Raw genomic sequence first — 20,704 nt, forward strand, 5'->3', positions numbered from 1 at the left:
CATAATTTAGGTTAATAATTGGTTAGTTAGTAAAAATCCTGAAGCTCCCCACTTCAGGATTTTTTTGTTGCGGAAATTTTCGCTATTGAAAATAATATCAGTATCATTATTGCAATGTGATGATTTGAGCTTGGAAATTTGTTTCTTAATGATTCAATACTATTTTTAATGTTGCTAAATCCTATTAACATTGTAAAATGATAGATATATGTACTACGGATATTTGTAAATCTTTGGTATTATCTGTAGTATTGTGACCACACTTAAAATTTATAATCTACTTAACAAAAACAGGCTGTTTGCCTTTATCAAGATATGATCAAGTTTATCCGTTATTTCCTTTTGGGATTATTTGTTTGGGAGAATGCGTCCGCGCAGAAACTACCGACAGATTATGTTAATCCATTTATAGGGACCAGTAATTATGGAACCACCAATCCTGGCGCTCAGGTACCTCATGGTTTAATGAATGTGTCTCCTTTTAATGTTATGGGATCCTCACTTAATGCTTTTGATAAAGATGCACGTTGGTGGTCTACCCCCTATGAACATAGCAACAGCTATTTTACAGGTTTTTCACATGTTAATCTGAGCGGTGTAGGTTGTCCTGATATGGGGAGCTTATTACTGATGCCGACTGCTGGAAAGCTCGAAATTGATTATCATCTATACGGAAGCACTTATACACAAGAGGAGGCTCAGCCAGGTTATTACAGTAATGTGTTAAAAAAATATGGAATCAAAACGGAAGCAACATCAACAGCGCGTGTAGGGGCGTCTAAGTTTACCTTTCCAAAGGGACAAGCTAATATTTTGCTCAATCTAGGCGAGGGACTAACGAATGAGACTGGTGCCACTGTTCGTTATGTCAGTGATACCGAACTTGAGGGATCGAAATTATTGGGTTCATTCTGTTATACTAACAATCAGGCAGTATACCCCATTTTCTTTGTGATGCGAGTGAATAAAAAACCTACAAAGAAAGGGTATTGGAAATTTCAGCGTGCTGGTGAAAAATGGGAGAATGATTGGAATAAAGATGCTGGTAAATATAAGATTTTTACTGATTATTCGGATCAATTGTCTGGGGACGATCTTGGTGCATTTCTAAGCTTTGATGTTCAAGAAAATGAAAGCCTGGAGGTTCAATTGGCTGTATCCTTTGTAAGTGTCGCGAATGCCCGAAAAAACCTGGAGGCCGAGCAGCCAAGTTTTGGATTTGAACGAACCAGAAAGCAAGCTTCATCCTTATGGAATGACCAACTATCGAAGATTCAAGTTGAAGGGGGGACCGAAGATCAAAAGACGGTATTTTATACGGCTATGTATCATGCCATGATCCATCCGAATATTCTACAAGATGTCAATGGTGAATACCCGGCTATGGAAAATAGAAAGACCCTTGTTGCGAATCACAATCGTTATACCGTGTTCTCCCTATGGGATACCTATAGAAATGTACAGCCACTGATGTCTCTGGTCTACCCGGATAAACAGGTAGCTATGATTCGTTCGATGATTGATATTTATAAAGAAAATGGATGGATGCCTAAATGGGAACTTTATAGCCGTGAAAGCTATACGATGGATGGAGATCCAGCGGTGCCTGTCATCGTGGATGCCTGGATGAAAGGTATTCGGGATTATGATATCAATACAGCTTATGAGGCTTTTTTGAAGTCAGCGACCACAACTGATTCGACGAATCGAATTCGTCCAGACAATGCAGATTATGTTAAATATGGTTATGTTCCATTTCGTGATTCTTTCGATAACTCCGTATCCCACGCGATTGAGTATTATGTGGCTGACTGGAATTTAGCACAGCTGGCTAACTCATTGGGGAAAACTAAAGATGCGCAAACTTTTGGCAAAAGAGCGCAGGGATACAAACACTATTTTTCGCCAGAATATGGTACATTCCGACCTATTCTTCCAAATGGGTCATTTTTGACACCTTTCAATCCGTTGATGGGTGCCAATTTTGAACCTAATCATGGATTCCATGAAGGAAATGCCTGGAATTATAGCTTCGCAATACCATTTGATATTCCCGGTTTAGTTCAATTGATGGGAGGTAAGAATAAGTTTGTGGATAGGTTACAAGCAACCTTTGATAAGGGCTATTTCGATGTTACCAATGAACCAGATATGCTCTATCCACATGTTTTTTCAGAAATAAAAGGTGAAGAGTGGCGCACACAGAAGCTTGTGAAGCAAATTCTGGATAAACATTTTACGAATAGTCCCGGTGGGATTCCAGGTAATGATGATACAGGAACAATGTCGACTTGGGCATTAATGAATATGATGGGGATTTATCCTTTCTGTCCTGGTAGGCCAGATTATACAATTGTGACTCCTGTATTTGACAAAGTAACTATTCAGCTCGATAAAAAGTACTACTCTAAGTCCGATAAAATAATTATCAGACGCCAAAAAAAAGGCAAAGGAGAATACATCAGAAAAATTATAGTCGATGGAAAGCCATTAGCAGGCTTTAAGATCAGTCATCAGGTTTTGGTCAATAGCAAAGATATCTTAATTGTAACCGGAGACAGATAAATCACATATAGATTAAAGGAGCTATCTACACGATGAAATATATAAATTATCTTGCATGGGCGGGTTTATTGGGTATCCTGAGCTGTGCATCACAGAAGGACTTCACAGCGGATTCATATGCGAAATCTGTCAACCCATTTATTGGAACAGATTTTACAGGAAATACCTATCCTGGGGCACAATCACCCTTTGGCATGGTGCAATTGAGTCCGGACAATGGGCTGCCAGGTTGGGACCGTATTTCGGGTTATTTTTACCCGGATAGTACCATTTCAGGGTTTAGCCATACACATTTAAGTGGGACGGGGGCTGGTGATTTGTACGATATATCGTTTATGCCTGTTACGATGCCGTATCATGAGGCGGGTGCCCCTCTAGGGATCCATTCAAAGTTTTCACATAAAAATGAATCGGCGTATGCCGGATATTATCAGGTCAAGCTGACAGATTACAATATCGATGTGGAACTCACAGCAACGCCACGCTGTGGTATTCAACGTTATACATTTCCTAAGGGACAATCTTCGGTGTTTTTGGATCTAAAAAAAGCCATGAACTGGGATGCGACGACAGATTCTCATATCGAGATAGTTGATTCGGTTACCATACGTGGGTACCGATTTTCTGAAGGCTGGGCCAGAGGACAACGTGTTTATTTCGAAACCAGATTTTCAAAACCCTTTCGTGAGGTTCATATAGATAGCTCGGCAATAGTCTCTAGTGCTGACAGTCGAACAAAAGCCACCAAACGTATTGGTACAGCGTTTAAGGTACGTTTTGACTTTAAAACATCTGCTGGTGAACAGATAACGCTCAGTACTTCTCTTTCGGGAGTAAGTATGGAAGGAGCTTCCAAAAATTTAAAAACCGAGGTGCCAAAGGATGACTTTGATTACTATCTAAAACAAGCTGAAAACAATTGGAATGAGGAACTAGGGAAAATTACCATCCACACGAGCGATAAAGATACAAAAGCAAAATTTTATACAGCTTTGTACCATTCGATGTTGGCTCCTACGATATTTGGAGATGTAGACGGTGCTTATTTCGGCGCTGACCGAAAAATACATCAAGCGGAAGGCTGGACCAACTACAGTACATTTTCGCTTTGGGATACCTACCGTGCGTCCCATCCCTTGTTTACCTATCTTGATCCGAACCGGGTAAATGATATGGTTAAATCATTTATTGCATTTTATGAACAGCACGGCCGCTTGCCGGTATGGAATATTTATGGTAGTGAAACCGATATGATGATTGGTAATCATGCTATCCCAGTTATTGTAGATGCATATTTGAAAGGTATAGGTAATTTTGACGTCGAAAAAGCATTGGCGGCTTGCGTAGCTACAGCTAATATCGATAACTATAGAGGCATCGGGCTGTATAAAAAGCTGGGGTATGTTCCTTATGACGTTGTGGATAAGTATAATACTGACAACTGGTCTTTGTCACGTACACTCGAATATGCCTTTGATGATCATTGTATTGCTGTTATGGCACGCAAGATGGGAAATAAAGAGGTTGCAGATACATTCTCAAAAAGGGCGGAAAACTATAAAAATGTCTATAATCCAACAACATCATTTATGCAGCCCCGTGATAGTCAGGGGACTTTTGTCTCCCCATTTGATCCTGAAGAATACAGCGCACACATTTGTGAAAGCAATGCATGGCAATACTTTTGGTCTGTACAGCATGATATTCCTGGATTGATCAAGCTTGTTGGCGGAAAAGAACGTTTTGCGCAGAAATTGGATAGTATGTTTACTTTTCACCCCTCAGATACCAGTAAATTACCTATCTTCAGTACCGGTATGATCGGACAATATGCGCATGGAAATGAACCAAGTCATCATGCCATATATTTATTTAATGCCATTGGACAACCATGGAAAACACAAAAATATGCTGCCGAAGTGATGGATAAGCTCTATCTAAATAATCCGTCAGGACTCAGCGGAAATGATGACTGTGGACAAATGTCTTCTTGGTTTGTATTCAGCGCACTCGGTTTTTATCCTGTTGATCCCGTGAGTGGAAAATATGAAATCGGTACCCCGATGTTTGAACACAGTGAAGTTAAACTTGCAAATGGGAAAAAGTTTACTGTGAAAGCAAACCATGTAAATAAAACCAATATTTATATCCAGTCGGTTACCTTGGGTGGAAAGCCCCTCGATACAAGTTATATCACACATGAGCAGATCATGTCCGGAGCCACCCTTGTTTTTGAAATGGGAGGCAAACCTGGTCCAGCATGGTACAAAAAATAGCTGATAGCATTCGTTGTTTTTGTCTACAGAATCTCCAAAAAGTTAACGCTTATTGGAGATTTTTTTTGAACAGGAACGCTATTCAAGGTGTTTATAAAAATAGGTTGTACTGCAGGGGCTACCGTCGGGAAAAAGTGCATAATTTGGAATATTTCCTACGACATTCCACCCACATTTAAGATATAAGGCGTGAGCAGGGCTATTTGTTACGGTATCCAATACCAACAGCGATTTTTTTATCTTGCGGGCGATTAGTTCAAGATGTTGTAACAGGTTTTCCGCTATGCCAAGGCGCCGAAATGAGGAATGTACCAACATTTTTGCAACATCAGCCCGGTGAGGCTGATTTTGGGGAAGGTCTATTTGTAATTGTACAGTAGCAATGATTTTGCCCGATAAGACCTCTTTTGCAACAAGTAGTACTATTTTTCCTTGTTCTACCTTTGTAAAGACATTGTTCCAAAACTCACGAGCTTCTTCTTTACTTATACCTTGCATAAAACCGACTGAGGCTCCGCCCTGGACAATATCCTGTGTTAACTCTATAAAATCGGAAATTAGAGGATGATTTATTTCTTTTAATTCTTCGATGTGGATATTCCTCTTTTCAGAAATATGCATATTTTATAGTTTTTATTTAGCGTGAAATAACTGTTTTTTATTGAGAAATAGCACTACCGCTTCATTATGCTATTGATTAAAGCATTGATATCGATGAAAAAAATATTTAATGTCTCCAAATTGACCCGGACACAATTTTGTATCATGCTCGTGGTCTCTCGTTTTGTCTGACTGGATTTTTTTTAGGCTTCCACAGCATTGTGTAGCACCGTTAGTGCTGTTACGAAAATGAGGGGTAAAATATTAATTATTGCTTCTTGTAAACGCAAAATAAATAACATACAACCAGCCCAATATACCATGGATAAGCGCCCAAAGAATAGATTTGTTGCGGTCCCACGAGGTTACCACCGCGATAACAGAGCCAAGCCCAATTCCGGATTGTGTAATTGTCTGGGTCGTTGAACGACTAATTTCCTGTCCGAAAACCATGCTCGACATTCCGATAAGCATGATCAATAAAGCTGATCGTTTCATATTATTTTATTAATCCTTCTCAATTTGATTCGTTCTATATTTTCTTAATTCCGTGAAAACAACAGCCTCCTATTTGATCTGTATTCTTTTTCTAAGTTCCGTAATTCTTTCGTAAGAAACAAGCTGTTTGCACTTAACTTATGCCCATAGATTTACTAATTTAAGATTATCTATTGTTTAGGGGGAAATTATCTCAAATAACTTTACGGTAAAAAAATAAGACAATTTTACTGTTTATTCTTGCTGTTTCAATAAGTAATAATTTTATGTGTTTTAAAGAGAGAATTTATTGCACAAATTTTGTTGGTAGAAAAATTCCAACAAAAGAAGTTGGTCTTCCCGAATAAAAACACATACCTTTTAATGGAAGTGGAGCACACAAGAAAACTGAGTTTATTTGATTTGAAAGGAAAGAGCACAAAAATTGACACGAATCTTAAAAGGTCGGCAACGAATATTAATTGCCTTAAATAAACATTATTAAAAATACGTTATTTGGTGAAAAATCAACAAATGAGAATTATAATTTTAATCATAATCATTAGTACATCCGTATGGACATCCTGTGGCGATAATTTGGAATTCGGATATAACGAAAAAATAACAGATCTTTTTTATGGATGTAAAGAGAAGTTAGATGAGAGTTATAACAAACTGTTGGAAGGTGGCTATGACGTAGGGAAAGCGGATGAATTATCGTACGAAATGAAACTAAAAGAGGCACAGGCTTTGAGCAGCTATGTCAAAGGTATAAAGAGTGAAATTAACGAATTAAAGCCTAGCGAAGCAGCAAAGAGCTTTCATTCAACAACAGTTGCTTATATGACAAGAATAGTGGATGGTTACGGAACTTTGTTGATTCGATATGTAGATGAACAGAAAACAGGGGCAAGACATGTTTTATTAAGGGATATCACGGATGAAAAGAATAAAATCACAGCGTTGGCGGATACGTGCTTAGAGAAACAGGTGAAATTTTTAAATAAGGTGGGTATTAAGGTTACGGCAGTGCAGTAGTACAATTAATTTCTAACAAATGAGAGCATGTTTAATCAATAACAGATTTTATTTAATGATGGTTTTACTCTTACTTGTTGTATGCTGTAAAAGTAAAGCCATAAAGCAAATCGTCAATGCTCCCGGTCAACAGAAAACTGTACGGTCGGAGTGGTTGGCTCAAAGGTATTCACAAGTGATAATGATCGAGGATCGTCAAGTAGCTTTATTAAAGGGGAATTACCTGGTGGATGTACCTTTACGGTTTAATTCAGATTCAACATATGTATTTTATTTGAGCGCAAAAATTCCAGTACAACTTTTTAAGGAATCATTGGAATTTTACCCTGAATTGCAGCGATTTATCCTTATTGTCCCTGATTGGAAGTTTTACAGTGAAGTTAGTAAAATGGCTTCGAAAAAAGGAATGTGCATAGAACCGGAAACGACTAATTTTTACTACTATATAAAACGGGAAGGAGATCATGTAAATGTTGATAGTACTCGGTTGGGGGGAGGCGAGAATCCGATACTTGATTTTGACAAACCTAGGATACCTGACAATATGCTAACCGTATACAGGAAGGAAAGCTATGGTTCTGTGTGCTGCCCTCGTGATCCAATGTGGGGTATAGCTGATCGGGATAGTTCGTTTATCCGTGGCTTTGAAAAGCGAAATAGATTCAAAGTAACTATAGGGCGATACACGCAACGGGAAGGGAAGGAAGGTGAACGTAGTATATATTATACATTGCCTGGATTAACGACAATGCAGCGATTGCAATTTTTGTTGGAGAAACATGCGCAATGGAGACTGAATGGGGAAACTCGGAAAATACCACTTTCGCCAAAATTGTTTACACCACAATTGCTACAGATGATAACAACAGGTTTTAACAAGCTGGAAGAAATGCCTTAATCGAATAGTTGTATTTCAAATATTTTGTCCCAATTTTTTCCAGTTACAAAAAAGGTGTCCGAATTTTTATTGTAGGCAATTCCATTTAATACATCTAGATCGATATGTTGTGTCACATTTTCTCGTAGCTTAGAAAGGTCAACTAATCCTTCTATGACCCCTGTTTTTGGATCGATAATACCCATCACATCTTCCATAAAGAAATTAGCATAAATTTTCCCCTTTACCCATTCCATTTCGTTGATCTGATTGACGATTTTCTCATTTGTGGCAATAGAGAGGTAATCAACTTTAGAAAAATCATTGGGATTGAGTATATAGATGTTTTCTGAACCGTCAGACATGTACAAATTTTTACCATCTGAGGTTAGTCCCCATCCTTCCATATTTTGAAAGTATGGCAATGTTTTAATTATTTTTAGTGTTGCAATATCATAGACATAGGCAAGGTTGTTTTTGTAAGTTAATTGATATAATTTTCGATTTAGTATGGTTGCACCTTCACCAAATATTGAATCGGCTAATTCCACCTTTTTAATTGGTTGCCCTGTTTTAGGATCTATAATTCGGATACTTGATTTACCTTTACTTCCACTGACCCCAACACCATTTCCTGTACTTTCCATCAGATTATCTCCGAAAAACTCTAGGCCCTGTGTAAATGCCTTGATGTCATGTGGGTAGGTGTTTACAACTCGATACGTTAAAATTCTTGGTGGGATTGCAGGTAAAAGATCTATGTTTACTGTGTTTTCTTCAGATTTTCCGTCGCTAAATACTACAGCTTTAATAATTTGTTTGCCAAATTTTTCTTGCGATAATGGATATGTTATCGTTTTGTTTTCTAAGACTTTAATAATTGGTTTGCCATTCAAGTAATAGGAGATAGAATCAATTTTTAGACTGGGTAAAGTTGTAATTTTAAACGATAATTCTTCATTTGCTGTGTACTTTTGTTTGATCCCTTCGAAGCTAAAATTAGGATCGTTGCTTTGCAAGCTGTCTGGAAAAAGAGGTTTATTTTTTTTACTACTTTCTCTACATCCTATTAAAAGAGATGCCACCGTTAGGAAAAATAGTGAGGAAGTCGTTTTCATTTTTATAAAGCGTTAGAATGGTGAGATTTGTTTAATACCTGAGGTAAGATAAATATAATTTCAAAAGAAACCTTGACATTCTAAAAACAATATTTTTGGGATTTGTTTGATTTAATTCAGCATTTTCTATAAGGTTGTTGAATATGTCAGCTATATATCACATCTTCACTGAAATAAATAACCTCCTGATCAAAGTTGTTTTGGAACTTTAGCGAATAATTAATTCTCATAGTATAAATTTATGGTTATAATATATTGATTATGAGGTGTTTGTTTGTTTATTTAATACTCTACTTTCAGCAGCCAAACATTATTATGATGAGGTCTGTTCATTGAGAAACTCCGTGAAGTGTTTCAACATATCTATGAGTTATATGAGAATGAAATACTGTAGCATAGTTTAACTATTTGTCCTATTTCAATTGTTATAGCATTATGGAAGTTTTATATTTTTCAGGCACAAGTGGCATACTATTGCCCTACAAGAACAAAAGCTATTATCCCAATGATTTAAAGGATAAGAGCAGGCTTGCAGTATATAGCCTATTATTCAATTCTTTGGAGGTAAACAGCACGTTTTACAAGATGCCACGTAGGGAAACTGTCGGCCGATGGGCTCAGGAAACGAGCAATAACTTTCGTTTTACTTTTAAGCTTTGGAAAGGAATTACTCATCAAAAGGATTTAATTTTTGAACCTAACGATGTTGTTAAATTTTTGGATATCATTAACGCTGTGGATAAGAAGAAGGGGTGTTTGTTGATACAATTACCTCCATCAACCACATTTTCCTCGCTGATCAATTTAGATAAGCTTTTACGGTGTATTGTAAAGGATAAGCGAAGATTAGGCTGGCATGTATGTGTTGAGTTTCGTCATCAGTCCTGGTATTGTCAGGAAACAACGACACTATTAAGCTCTTATGGTATGAATTTGGTGTTACATGATAAAGATAGCGGCGGAATAAATGTACAATATGCTGGTAATGATATAGTCTATGTTCGTTTTCACGGGCCAGAGGGTGATTATAAGGGAAGTTATGAGGATGCCGTATTGCATGAATATAGTGGTTATATCAAGGAATGGTTAGCTGAAGGAAAAGAAGTGTATGTTTATTTTAACAATACGATTGGAGCTGCTATCGCCAACCTCAGAATTTTAGAAGAATATATTAAAATCTTATGATATGCTAATTGTTTAAAATATACTTCCACGAATATATTCTTTATCCATATAACCATCCCAACTTTCGTGGTCACGCATAATATGATGATAGACTGTGGTTAAAGCCTGTTCTTTTGTGAATAAAGGAATGCCTATTCGAACACAGTCATAATCAGCATAAACTCCATTGCAATCATTCCATTGAAGCCACTGGAGCAATTCCTGTCGTTTCATGAGTGAAAGCGTGTCGAAAAGTGTTTTATCTTTTAAATCTAATAGCCGATAACGCCAATCCTTTCGCTGTGACTCCATTGCTGCAATTTTTGGCAATTGATAGCCGATAATCTGTTTGATGAAAGATTCCATAACCTCAGCATTAGTTGTTAAACATAAGTTGTAGTGGACCATTCGAAAAACTGTTATATTGCTTTTTTGCATGATTTCGCAATATCTCTTTATAGGTATATTCGATAGCCTTTGATTTGCAAAGTGGTTTTATACCATTCTCCATGCATTTTCGATCCGTATAATTTCCCTTTGGGTTGTACCATTGTAACCAGTCAACAAGGACCTCCCGCTCCATCGTTTCAAGTCGTTGAAGTAAACCATTTATTTCACTGTCTTTAAGTTGTTCCCGCCAATCGGACCATGTTGATCGTGCTATGAATTCTCGGTTTGCTTTGAATTTATTTTCCATTGTACTACTTATAACTCATTTTTTGTTTAATCCTATTTAAACTATCAGCTTGCTTATAATTGCATTCCCCAATTTACTTTTCATAAATAATGCAATTTGTTGCAGTAATTCGGGGCTGACTTCAGGGACTCTTTCCAGATCCCGAATAAACCATTTTTGAATTACTGGGTAATGTTTAAGGGCTGAATCAAATTTTACTACCTCGGCTCTGGATGATTTCCCTTCGGGATCGTAGTATGACCAAAGCACAATAAAGATTGTATCAGGATCCTCATCGGGATAAGGGGTGTGGAAGCGAACAATATCGCCAACATGCAATTCCTTATTGTCGTGTCCTTTTGCCTGTTCCATAAAGATGTTGTCTAAAATTGATAGTCAAATATACTAAAAATGTTAGTTTTTAAAAATTTTATATTTTTTTTGTGAGGTGTATCGATGGTTGCAGGGGCTATTGTCGTTTTTTTTAAAGGGAATTTGCCTATATATGAATATGTTTTTAGTTATCTATTTGGGTGAAAGGTTTTAATTTGATGTAACGAATAAACAAAGTAAAATATACTGAAATCGAGCTAAGGTCATCTCGCAAAAGTTCTTCGGTTAGTCTGTTGATGTTTCGCAGGGAGAGCATGCTATTTGATAAGATTTGTCTATAAGAAAAATCTTAATAGGGATATCCTAGTTATTCGGCAATAACACCAAAGGAGGTCTTTAGTAGATGCAATAAAATGAAGCAAACGACTAAAATCAGTCTTTCAAAAAGGAAACAAGGGGTCGTATAAATCGATCGAAAGCTTCAATATGAGGTAAATGTCCGACGTTGTCGAGTTCAACGAGTTTTGATCCTTTTATCTTTTGCTGTGTTTCCTTTCCCAAATGCTGATACAGTCCCATTTTTGCAGCGACATTTGGATCTTTTACATTAGCTTTACCAATAGCAGTTCGATCCCTTGTACCAATGATGAGTAAGGTAGGTGTTTTGATATATTGGAATTCGTAAACAACAGGTTGGGTGAAAATCATATCGGACGTTTTGGCGTTGACCAGTGCAATTTTGTGATAATCTTTAGCCTTTGTCCAACCGGTAAGAAGGTATACCCATTCATCATAATCTGGTTTCCATTTGTTGTCATAGTAAAATCTACTTTGATATTCTTTTGTCGTTGTATAATCTGCTTTTAATTCCATTTGAAAATTTTGGTTAATGGAAGCGTAGGGAGCAACAAGTTTCCAGTCTTCGAGTCCAATTGGATTTTCTAAAATAAGTTTTTCAACTGTTTCAGGATACATTAACGCAAATCGAGAGGCAAGCATTCCCCCCATAGAGTGCCCTAGTAACCTCACTTTATCAATACCTAATTTGTCTAGAAGTGATTTTGTGTTTTCGGCGAGTTGCTGAAAACTAAACTGATAATCTACAGGCTTCGAGGATTTGCCAAATCCAATCTGATCAGGTACGACAACTCGATATCCAGCTGTATTTAAGGCTTGGATAGTTGTTTTCCAGTACGCTCCGTTGAAATTTTTGCCATGAAGCAGCAACACCGTATGACCATTTGGATTTTGCGGGGTGACATCCATATAGGCCATTTTTATCTCTTCTCCCTGACTCTTCAGGTTGAAATAATTAACATCATAAGGATACTGATAGTTGTTAAGCATAATATCCAGTACAGGACGATCCGTTTGCGCTTTGGACAGCGAATGAACAAGGATGAGTAGAAAAAAGGAGAGTTGTTTGATCAATAATTTCATGTTTGCATATTTAATATTCGAATAATCATTTCGGCAACTTTATTTTATAAACACGATAGGGTAGTTCGACCCGGTCTATGCCCTTGTTCCATTGTGGATCTCTAGCTAATTGTGCGCATGAAAAGTAAAGATAACCGTTACCGTCTATACCCAAAGAATCTGGCCACAACAATCTCGGATCCTGCGTCAATAGATGAACTTGTCCATCTGGGCTCAAGTATTTGATACTGTAATCCATTGAGGTGGTAAGATAAATATTGCCGCTTCGATCTGCAAGCAGGCCGTGTGTAACGCCTACATTTCCCATATCTTCTACTTTGCTCTGTAGCTCTTGTTGGGAGAGTGTCATATCCGCAAGATACTTTGTCGCGACACGGTATAGGTGATTTTTATTGATCGGTTTAAAGTAGAAGTAATTAAAATCGTGACTTAACGCTATCCCGTTCACGTGGGAGAGGAATGGGTTCCCATCCTTATTGCGCATGTCTATACCCGAATAGGAAATAACAACTTGGGGATCTGCTAATGTGAAGGAGGTTTTTTCCAATGCTTTTCGGCTATTTCCCGTTTGAAGGTCAAGGACAATGATTGCTGCTTGTCCAGGGTCTGAAAGATAGGCAAGATTTTTTTGTACATCAATGCGGACATCGTTCAAACCTGATTTCGTTTTGTCCAGGTCATCAAATGTGTAGATACGCACGATCTGATTGTTTTTTGTGTCGATTTTTAGAAGTTTGAATTGGCCGGTAGGAGCCGTACCACCTGGACCGAAAATAGCCCCAGACGTTGATGGTTTGGAGTCTAATACCCATAAGTAATCGGCTGCGTCTACAAATATATCCTGAACATTTACAAAATGGGAATCTTCATCCCCTTGTTTGTTCCATGTTTCGTTCGGGTAAGGTATGCGCTTGCCATCAATGATTTCTGTGAGTGCATATTGATAGTCTTTGTTCTGTTTAGGAAATGATACGAATAGTCGGTTTGTTGAAGTTGCGCTGACTCCTATGGGACGATAAGGTCCAAAAGATGCTGCAACTTCCAGTTTTGGATCGATAGCGAGTTTGTTTTGTGCTTGCATTTTGAAGCTAAAAAGGTGAACAAATAGAATAAAAAATATAAGTCTTTTGAACATATCTTGTATTTATCTATAATCTGGTAATTGTGTCGCATAGTGATAATCGGTTTCTAAAACGAATCCTTCTTTTATAACTTTGTTTTCTGTATTATTGTTTTAACAGATCTATTTTATGAAGGCTCTGTTAGCTATTTTGTAAGTTAAGAGCAGTTTTATTAAAAGAAATACTCGATTTCTTTGATAATGGGAGATAACGCAGTAAAAATTCAAATCAGTACAAACGACGCAATAAGCTATTGTTTTTTAACGCGCCCGCTATCGAAAATAGCGAGGCATTTTTCTTTCTATTATTTAGGAAATTTGACGCCGAATCTGGATTTAAATTTTTTCTCCATCGGGTTCATCGCCATTTTCATGTAAGCCTATATGAGTTGATCTAAAGTATGTCAACAGATTCGGTGGTTTTAAAAGGTTGACATGCTTAAATGATATGAAAAATGATTTTAGCGCTGTTGAATAGTATATATACAAGGACTGGGTTGGTGTTGCTTCCTATCAATTCGTTACTACTTTGTCGAGCTATAGAGGCACTTTAATCGAAGAAGGAGTTTTATAAAATGCTAGAGGAATCTGGTGCAAAGAGGATGTGTTTTTATTGCCAGTAGAGGAAGGATCATATAGTCTACATTGACTGTATTTGCGGTGTTGGTAAACTGTTGATTGAATGGCGATAACTATTTCACAAAGGACGTGAATACTTTCGGACCGGAATTATTTATTTCGATCGTTGACACAATCCATTGTGGGGTATATGCCTACGTATCGATGGCTGGTTTACTTTAATGCAGTGCCAAAAACTTCTTTTCGAACTTTTACGTAGATACTGGAACGACGAATATAACTATTTTCGGTTGTGAAGCGTCAGGAATGAATCAAGATAAGCACTCTTGGCCGACCGAAAGGAACATAGTAAGGGGGGGAGATCTAATGGATAGTCGATGCATATACCTGTATGAACGAAAGGATTCCATTAAAACGGTTGCGGATTGTCTGGTGTTGCGAAATAGTGCTTGTCTGTGTTCGAGACAAGCGGGGCTGTGCGGAAGTGATTGCCCAGCGGTAAATTTTCGTTATTTCTCTTTGGAAACTGTAATTCGAGCTTAGGGCCTTGGTAAAATTTCCTGATGGTACATTCACCAATTTCATTAGGATAATTGATGGATATCGAGCTAATATAACTACGGATGGCATTGATTCTCATTTATTATCCTAATTATGATCGTTTCAATTTCTTTTGCATGAGTGACAGTCATGAAATGACCAGCTCCTTGAATAATAAACGTAGGAGCTACATTTGTTATTGGGATAATGCGATCTCTACTGCCGTGTATATGGATTATATTATTGGGGATAGTTCTGTTTTTCCAATTTAAAATTTGTTGAATCGCCCAAGCCAGAAATTTAGAATCCGTGTCTTGCAATATTTGCTTGAGCATCATTTTATGTTCTTTTAGGGTGATACCAAAGAAATAATAGGATAAAATATGATGTGACTTTAGAACCGAACTCGGGATAAACTTGTGTATATTGAGCACACTTATAAGCTTGTAAAGTTTAGGGAGTTCATTATTACCTTTTGCGGACGAAAGTAAAATAATTTGTTTTATGTCAATTATTTTAGCTATTTCCATGGCAATCATTCCTCCAAAAGATAATCCAATAAGAATTGGACGTTCGGTGGTAATTTTAGCGGATAATCGCAACGCATAGCATGAAATTGATTCTGTTGGAAACGGGGCGATCCAATCAAGGTATGTCACATTTAGGCCCTTAAAATTCATTTTTTTAAATACCCTTCGGTCGACTCCTAATCCACTAAGTATATAAATATGGGCATCGGACATGATGATAGGTTTAAATACATTTTGCCTGCAAATTATTAATAATGCACCGATATCCAAAACCAGAAAAATTTTAGGCTAAAGTATATCATGTGATTTCTTACAAAAAACAAGATATCCAAACACTAGCGGATATCTTGTTTTTATCCATAAAAGCGAATACTCGTCTTTTATGGATTTTTAAATTTTTAGAACGTTTAGATTATTAACTTCGTTAAGACAAAGTTGTTAAGCTTTTGGCCTCGAAGATAGATAAATCTTCGAATTGTTCTGCTTGTACCTTTTTAACCCAGTTTGGATCTTGCAAAATTGCCCGCCCCACTGCAACCAAATCGAAGTCCCCTCTTTCATAGCGACGCACTAATTCATCCAGTGAGGCTGGAGAGGATTTAAATTCTGAATTTGTAAATACTTCACCAAAATCTTTGTCAAGTCCTACTGAGCCTACCGTGATGGTTGGTTGACCAGATACCTTTTTCAGCCACCCTGCAAAATTTAAATCACTGCCTTCAAATTCTGCCTCCCAATACCGACGTTGGCTTCCATGGAAAATATCCACGCCTGCATCAACTAATGGTAAGATCCAATCTTCCATTGCTGTTGGGGTAGGGGCTAATCTCACCGTATAATCTTGCTGTTTCCATTGTGATAGCCTAATGATAATTACAAAATCAGGTCCAACGGCTTTTCGCATTGCTCTCACCACTTCGATAGCAAATCTGGAGCGCTCCTTTATTGTTTTACCACCGAATTCATCTGTTCTGTGGTTCATTCCTTCCCAAAAGAATTGATCAATCAAATAACCGTGTGCAGCATGTATTTCGAAAGCATCGAAACCTAGCTCTTTTGCAGATCTTGCTGCAGCTGCATAAGCTTGGATAGTATTTTCTATATCGGCTAAAGTCATTGTATCAGGGCTTTCGAAAGCCGCTGGGGGAGTCCATTGCATTGGTGTATATCCGACATGCCATAGTTGAGGTGCTATTTTACCACCTTTTGCATGAACAGCATCGACAATGTTTTTCCAACCGTTTAGTGCTTGCTCCCCATAGAAATTAGGAATGTCCTTTAAGTTTTTTGACGCTGGTCTCTCGATCACGGTTCCCTCGGTCAAAATCAAACCAACGTTTCCGGCAGCACGCCGTTCATAATAACCTGTAACGCTGTTTCCAGGAATCCCGTCAACAGAAAATGCTCGCGTCATGGGTGCCATAACGAAGCGATTTTTCAATACAAGATTTTTATATTGAAAAGGACTGAAAAGTGTTTGTATGCTCATATCTTATATTATTTACGAATTTCCCTACAAAGATATTTTAAATAGTATATTTTTGTAACTATTGATAGTGTAAAGTAGTTACCTTTGTGTAACTATCAAATTATTTGACAATGAAAAGAACTGATTTTAAGAGCTGTTCGTGTGCGATGCAACGTTCCATGGGAATTCTGGGGACTAGATGGAAGCCGATTATTATATACACGCTACGAGATCGAAAAGCCCGATTTGGACAACTTGATGCGTTGATTGTGGATATAATGTTGATGTTGACCCCTCCGCTGGACATACTGACCCCTCTATCAAGGCTTTCTTCAGTCCAACTGATGACCTGACAATATTACTTCTTTTTTCTTAGACTTTCGCCTTTATTATGGAAAGCTTTCCATAAGACAGGTTATGACCACAATATGGTTATGGAAAGTCCATTGCAAGATATAAGGATAAATAAACTATTGCGTTATTACTTTACATTTAGACTTTCCATAATAATCACCTTTTACCGAACTCTTTCAGCCAAGTTATCAAGTTTCTGTTATCAACCCATTCTCCATTAGGTATAGAAGGAGTAAGACATTCTGATGCCCTTTCTATTGCCTCTCTTTTTTGTTTAGAATCTGCTCTGGCATAAACCTCTGTGGTCTGGATGGAAGTGTGGCCCAGCAAGTCCCTGATCCAAATAAGATTTACGCCGGATTGCAACAGATGCATCGCCCGGCTGTGCCTTAGCTGGTGACAACTAGTTACATCAGGTATAAGGTGAGGATTGTGTGCCCGGGCCATATCTGCATATTTTTTCAGGATATAAGTGATTCCCGCTCTGGTAAGTTTTTTACCGGCACTATTCCAGAAGATAGGTCTTTTCATATTTATCGCGCAATCAATATTGTACCGGTCCATATATTTCATGAGTATTTCAACTACATGTTCTGAGATAGGTACTATCCTCACTTTTCGTCCTTTCCCATACACCTTGATAGAGAATGGTGTATACTGTATCTGCAATGATTCTATTGTAAGGTCTGCCAATTCCTGTACCCGACAACCCGTGTCATACATCAGCGCAAGTATAGCCACGTGTCTCAGTTCCCTGTTGTTTGTATAATCCGGTTGCGCCAGTAGCAGTTTTACTCCTTCTTTTGTATAGTGTACCGGAGTTGGATACATTTTTTTCAGATTTCTGATTGCCAAGATTCTTTGCCATTGATCCAGATACTCTATGCTGTCATATTGAAGATACGACACAAAGGAATGTATCGCTGCCAATCTGTTGTTACGGGTTGCAATGCTATTACCATTCTTCTCAACCAGCCATCGCAGATATTCCAGTACATTGTCTCTGTTAATGTCCGACAATGTCACCTTCTCGACCTTTAGTTGTTGCTCGTCCCTCAGGAATGAAAAGAAGGAAACAAAAGAATCACGGTATGCAGATATCGTATTTGGACTAACATTCCGTTCGTGGGGGAGATATTCTCCCAAGAATGCTGTAATATACTTTGCTATGTTATTCGTTGCCATCGTTTTTAGGATATATAAAGTCATTGAGAGTAGTGCACTGATCCAATAATTCGGGGTATTCTTGGCAGGTGAGTTTTACATACCCTTCAGTGGAATGAAGGGACCTGTGTCCAAGGCAAGCTGACAACAAAGGCAGGGCGGAATATATGTCCATACCACCCTTTACCATCTTCGCTAGAGAGTGTGTTGCCATGGTATGCCTAAGATCATGCACACGTGGGCCAAAGCGTTCACCCCTATATGCAATTCCACATTTTGTATATATCTTTCTGAACCAGTTGTAGGCATTGGCAGATGATAGTGCCGTGCCGTTTAATTTCATGAGGAACGGGTGGTCAGGGGCAGATATGCCCTCTACCGGTACCATGCTCCGATAATGCAGGTATTTCAGGATATTTTCCTTTAGGCTGTCACATATCGGGACCAAACGTTCTTCACCATTTTTGGTACTGCTCCACGTTCCGACTTTTAGGATATTCCTGTCCAGATCCACATCCTTGTTCCTCAATGAAACGGCTTCCGTGATCCTTATACCCGTACTGTACAAAAGCCTGATCAGGCAGGGCACCGATATGATCGGGTCATCCTTCCTGTGACTTTCACGCAATAGGCTATCAGATTCATGGAATATTGCCAGCATCTGCTCTTCCGTGAAGATATAGGGCGTAAAGCCACGGTCATTAACACATTTGGGCAAGGGCATTATATATGATTTAGCTCCCTGCTCATTCATATATCTGGCAAGTTGTGACAGTTTGGAACATTTTCCATAGAATGTCCTGCTACAGTCATTCATCCTGGACGTTGACCAAGCAACTATCAGATCTTTCGTAATGACAGGTTCCCTTAGACCGTAATGAACGGTGAACTCATCAAACTCTTTGTATGTCCACTTTGTGGATATCACATTGAACCCGCAGGATTCTTTTATGCGGATAAGGGCTTTCATATATGGAGAAAGAGGTCCTTGGTAGTTGAACGGGTTAGTCATAGAGCCATCCCCCTTTCTGCATATAAAAGTAATCCTTTGGTTCCGGCACTTTCAATACGCATTCCAGCATATGTGATAGGTCAATCCGTATATAGGTTCTGGTGGTATCTGCTTTCGAATGGCCCAAAGTTTCCGATATGATCGGGATAGGTGTTGATTTATCCAGCATCCTTTGGGCCAGACTGAACCTTAGGGCATGTCCTCCACGGTGTCTGTCCCCGAAATCTATTCCGGATGACATAAAAACAGTAAGGATTGCAGAATGGACGGCTCCACCATCAAGTTCCCTGTACGGTGGCCGACAGCTCAGGAACACCTTCTCGGACATGGACTTTGGACGGGCATACCGTAGATAGTCTATAATCGCATTGCCAACTACGGATAACAGCGGCAGGGTCAATGGATTTCCTGTTTTATATTGTACAAGGGCTATTTTATTGTTTTCCCAATCTATGTTACTGAAGCTCAAATTGGACACATCAGATACACGGAGCCCAAGCCGGGAACACAATAACACCATTGCATAATTACGTTTGCCGACATTGTTCGAAAGGGATATCGATTGCTCTACCTTCCGTACTTCATCCTGGGAATAAAACGAAGGAACTTTCGTGCGCTTGAACCTATTGCCAAGTGAGCTCAGCATACGTGAAAAGTCCCTGGAAAGAACCTTTTCCCGAAAAAGGAACGAAAGAAAGCGCCTTGTGTTATCGATATATTCCTTCCGTTGATGTTCGCGGCTCTCAACATACTGTGTTATTATCTCTTCAGTTATGCCGGAAAGGTTGTTTATTCCATTCTCAAGCAGATATTCTATGAAGTTGCTAATAGACTTTTTGTAACGCTGGAGAGTTTTCTTCTCGTTAATACGCCGGGATTTCAAAAAATCGAGGTACTGATTCGCGGCCTCCCCAATTTCACCCCTTAATGGGAATTGTACCGCACAATGCATTCTTCCTCCGAGATTGTTGTTCAACAACACGCGGGTTAATACATCAACACTCTTGACAATGTCACGATGATGGAGTGTAACACTGAAACCATCATGGCACGTCAGCACGAAATCATTGCCGATGCTCTCCTCATAGTCCAACAGACCCCGTGATAACATATACGCGAGGATGCCTTTCTTCCACAACCAATTATAGGTGTAGATTCTGCTACTCGAATACCTTGCTTCTATTAAAAGCCGATTGGCTTGCTCAATAAGCTTTTGAATTTCCATAACTTTTACTTTTAATGTTGAAACTGCATTGTTTCACATTAAAGTTATGGAAAGGGGTTATGGATAGTGTTTTTGTAAACCGCTAAAGTTGAGTTCCCTGGACAAATCTTAGTCATCAAGTTTCCATAACCATATTGTGGTCATAACC

General features: G+C 38.4%; 19 protein-coding genes. 6 read left to right on the top strand and 13 right to left on the bottom strand.

The window, feature by feature from the left end:
* Positions 1-315 precede the first annotated feature (315 nt).
* Together B4A24_RS18700 and B4A24_RS18705 are read left to right on the top strand one after the other, a co-directional pair.
* Complete coding sequence (locus B4A24_RS18700; RefSeq protein ID WP_293946526.1) at positions 316-2,565, top strand: GH92 family glycosyl hydrolase; 2,250 nt, start codon at positions 316-318, stop codon at positions 2,563-2,565.
* Positions 2,566-2,597: 32 nt separating this feature from the next.
* A complete protein-coding gene (locus B4A24_RS18705) occupies positions 2,598-4,841 on the top strand; it encodes a GH92 family glycosyl hydrolase (RefSeq protein ID WP_293946527.1) in 2,244 nt (747 codons plus the stop codon).
* Positions 4,842-4,919: 78 nt separating this feature from the next.
* On the opposite strand, the gene B4A24_RS18710 is transcribed toward B4A24_RS18705, so the two are convergent.
* Both B4A24_RS18710 and B4A24_RS18715 read right to left on the bottom strand, forming a co-directional pair.
* Positions 4,920-5,462, bottom strand: a complete 543-nt coding sequence (locus B4A24_RS18710) for a GNAT family N-acetyltransferase (RefSeq protein WP_293946528.1) — start codon at positions 5,460-5,462, stop codon at positions 4,920-4,922.
* A gap of 243 nt (positions 5,463-5,705) precedes the next feature.
* Positions 5,706-5,939, bottom strand: a complete 234-nt coding sequence (locus B4A24_RS18715) for a hypothetical protein (protein ID WP_293946529.1) — start codon at positions 5,937-5,939, stop codon at positions 5,706-5,708.
* A gap of 513 nt (positions 5,940-6,452) precedes the next feature.
* Here B4A24_RS18715 and B4A24_RS18720 point away from each other — a divergent pair.
* Together B4A24_RS18720 and B4A24_RS18725 are read left to right on the top strand one after the other, a co-directional pair.
* Positions 6,453-6,956, top strand: a complete 504-nt coding sequence (locus tag B4A24_RS18720) for a hypothetical protein (protein WP_293946530.1) — start codon at positions 6,453-6,455, stop codon at positions 6,954-6,956.
* Between the two features lie 55 nt (positions 6,957-7,011).
* Entirely contained in the window at positions 7,012-7,854 is an 843-nt protein-coding gene (locus B4A24_RS18725) for a hypothetical protein (protein WP_293946531.1), read from the top strand.
* On the opposite strand, the gene B4A24_RS18730 is transcribed toward B4A24_RS18725, so the two are convergent.
* Positions 7,851-8,951 (bottom strand): glutaminyl-peptide cyclotransferase, encoded by a 1,101-nt coding sequence (locus B4A24_RS18730; protein WP_293946532.1) that lies wholly within the window; start codon positions 8,949-8,951, stop codon positions 7,851-7,853. The genes B4A24_RS18725 and B4A24_RS18730 overlap by 4 nt on opposite strands.
* Before the next feature lie 435 nt (positions 8,952-9,386).
* Between B4A24_RS18730 and B4A24_RS18735 the strand changes: the two genes are divergently transcribed.
* Positions 9,387-10,136 carry a DUF72 domain-containing protein gene (locus tag B4A24_RS18735; protein WP_293946533.1) on the top strand — a complete coding sequence of 250 codons (750 nt, stop codon included), beginning with the start codon at positions 9,387-9,389 and terminating at the stop codon, positions 10,134-10,136.
* Between the two features lie 12 nt (positions 10,137-10,148).
* Here B4A24_RS18735 and B4A24_RS18740 read toward each other — a convergent pair whose 3' ends face one another.
* The 7 genes from B4A24_RS18740 to B4A24_RS18770 form a co-directional block, all read right to left on the bottom strand.
* Positions 10,149-10,481 carry a hypothetical protein gene (locus tag B4A24_RS18740; RefSeq protein WP_293946534.1) on the bottom strand — a complete coding sequence of 111 codons (333 nt, stop codon included), beginning with the start codon at positions 10,479-10,481 and terminating at the stop codon, positions 10,149-10,151.
* A 10-nt stretch (positions 10,482-10,491) separates the two neighbouring features.
* Positions 10,492-10,812 (bottom strand): hypothetical protein, encoded by a 321-nt coding sequence (locus B4A24_RS18745; RefSeq protein ID WP_293946535.1) that lies wholly within the window; start codon positions 10,810-10,812, stop codon positions 10,492-10,494.
* A gap of 36 nt (positions 10,813-10,848) precedes the next feature.
* A complete protein-coding gene (locus B4A24_RS18750) occupies positions 10,849-11,163 on the bottom strand; it encodes a hypothetical protein (protein WP_293946536.1) in 315 nt (104 codons plus the stop codon).
* A gap of 393 nt (positions 11,164-11,556) precedes the next feature.
* Complete coding sequence (locus B4A24_RS18755; RefSeq protein ID WP_293946537.1) at positions 11,557-12,564, bottom strand: alpha/beta fold hydrolase; 1,008 nt, start codon at positions 12,562-12,564, stop codon at positions 11,557-11,559.
* Between the two features lie 25 nt (positions 12,565-12,589).
* The gene (locus B4A24_RS18760; RefSeq protein ID WP_293946538.1) at positions 12,590-13,645 is read right to left on the bottom strand and encodes an L-dopachrome tautomerase-related protein; all 1,056 of its coding nucleotides are present in this window, start codon (positions 13,643-13,645) and stop codon (positions 12,590-12,592) included.
* Between the two features lie 1,235 nt (positions 13,646-14,880).
* The gene (locus tag B4A24_RS18765; RefSeq protein WP_293946539.1) at positions 14,881-15,483 is read right to left on the bottom strand and encodes an alpha/beta hydrolase; all 603 of its coding nucleotides are present in this window, start codon (positions 15,481-15,483) and stop codon (positions 14,881-14,883) included.
* A 274-nt stretch (positions 15,484-15,757) separates the two neighbouring features.
* The gene (locus tag B4A24_RS18770) at positions 15,758-16,822 is read right to left on the bottom strand and encodes an NADH:flavin oxidoreductase (RefSeq protein ID WP_293946540.1); all 1,065 of its coding nucleotides are present in this window, start codon (positions 16,820-16,822) and stop codon (positions 15,758-15,760) included.
* 158 nt (positions 16,823-16,980) lie between these two features.
* Between B4A24_RS18770 and B4A24_RS23925 the strand changes: the two genes are divergently transcribed.
* Complete coding sequence (locus B4A24_RS23925; RefSeq protein WP_414713249.1) at positions 16,981-17,154, top strand: winged helix-turn-helix transcriptional regulator; 174 nt, start codon at positions 16,981-16,983, stop codon at positions 17,152-17,154.
* A 157-nt stretch (positions 17,155-17,311) separates the two neighbouring features.
* Here B4A24_RS23925 and B4A24_RS18775 read toward each other — a convergent pair whose 3' ends face one another.
* The 3 genes from B4A24_RS18775 to B4A24_RS18785 form a co-directional block, all read right to left on the bottom strand.
* Positions 17,312-18,340 carry a tyrosine-type recombinase/integrase gene (locus B4A24_RS18775; protein ID WP_293946541.1) on the bottom strand — a complete coding sequence of 343 codons (1,029 nt, stop codon included), beginning with the start codon at positions 18,338-18,340 and terminating at the stop codon, positions 17,312-17,314.
* Positions 18,327-19,043: a tyrosine-type recombinase/integrase gene (locus B4A24_RS18780; RefSeq protein WP_293946542.1), complete on the bottom strand. Its 717-nt coding sequence runs from the start codon at positions 19,041-19,043 to the stop codon at positions 18,327-18,329. The genes B4A24_RS18775 and B4A24_RS18780 overlap by 14 nt, the downstream gene beginning before the upstream one ends.
* Positions 19,044-19,323: 280 nt before the next feature.
* On the bottom strand, positions 19,324-20,556 hold the full coding sequence (locus tag B4A24_RS18785; RefSeq protein ID WP_259111395.1) for a site-specific integrase: 1,233 nt from the start codon (positions 20,554-20,556) through the stop codon (positions 19,324-19,326).
* Between the last annotated feature and the right edge of the window lie 148 nt (positions 20,557-20,704).

The organism is Sphingobacterium sp. UBA7249, assembly GCF_002472835.1.
In the GTDB taxonomy this organism is placed as follows: Bacteria; Bacteroidota; Bacteroidia; order Sphingobacteriales; family Sphingobacteriaceae; genus Sphingobacterium; species Sphingobacterium prati.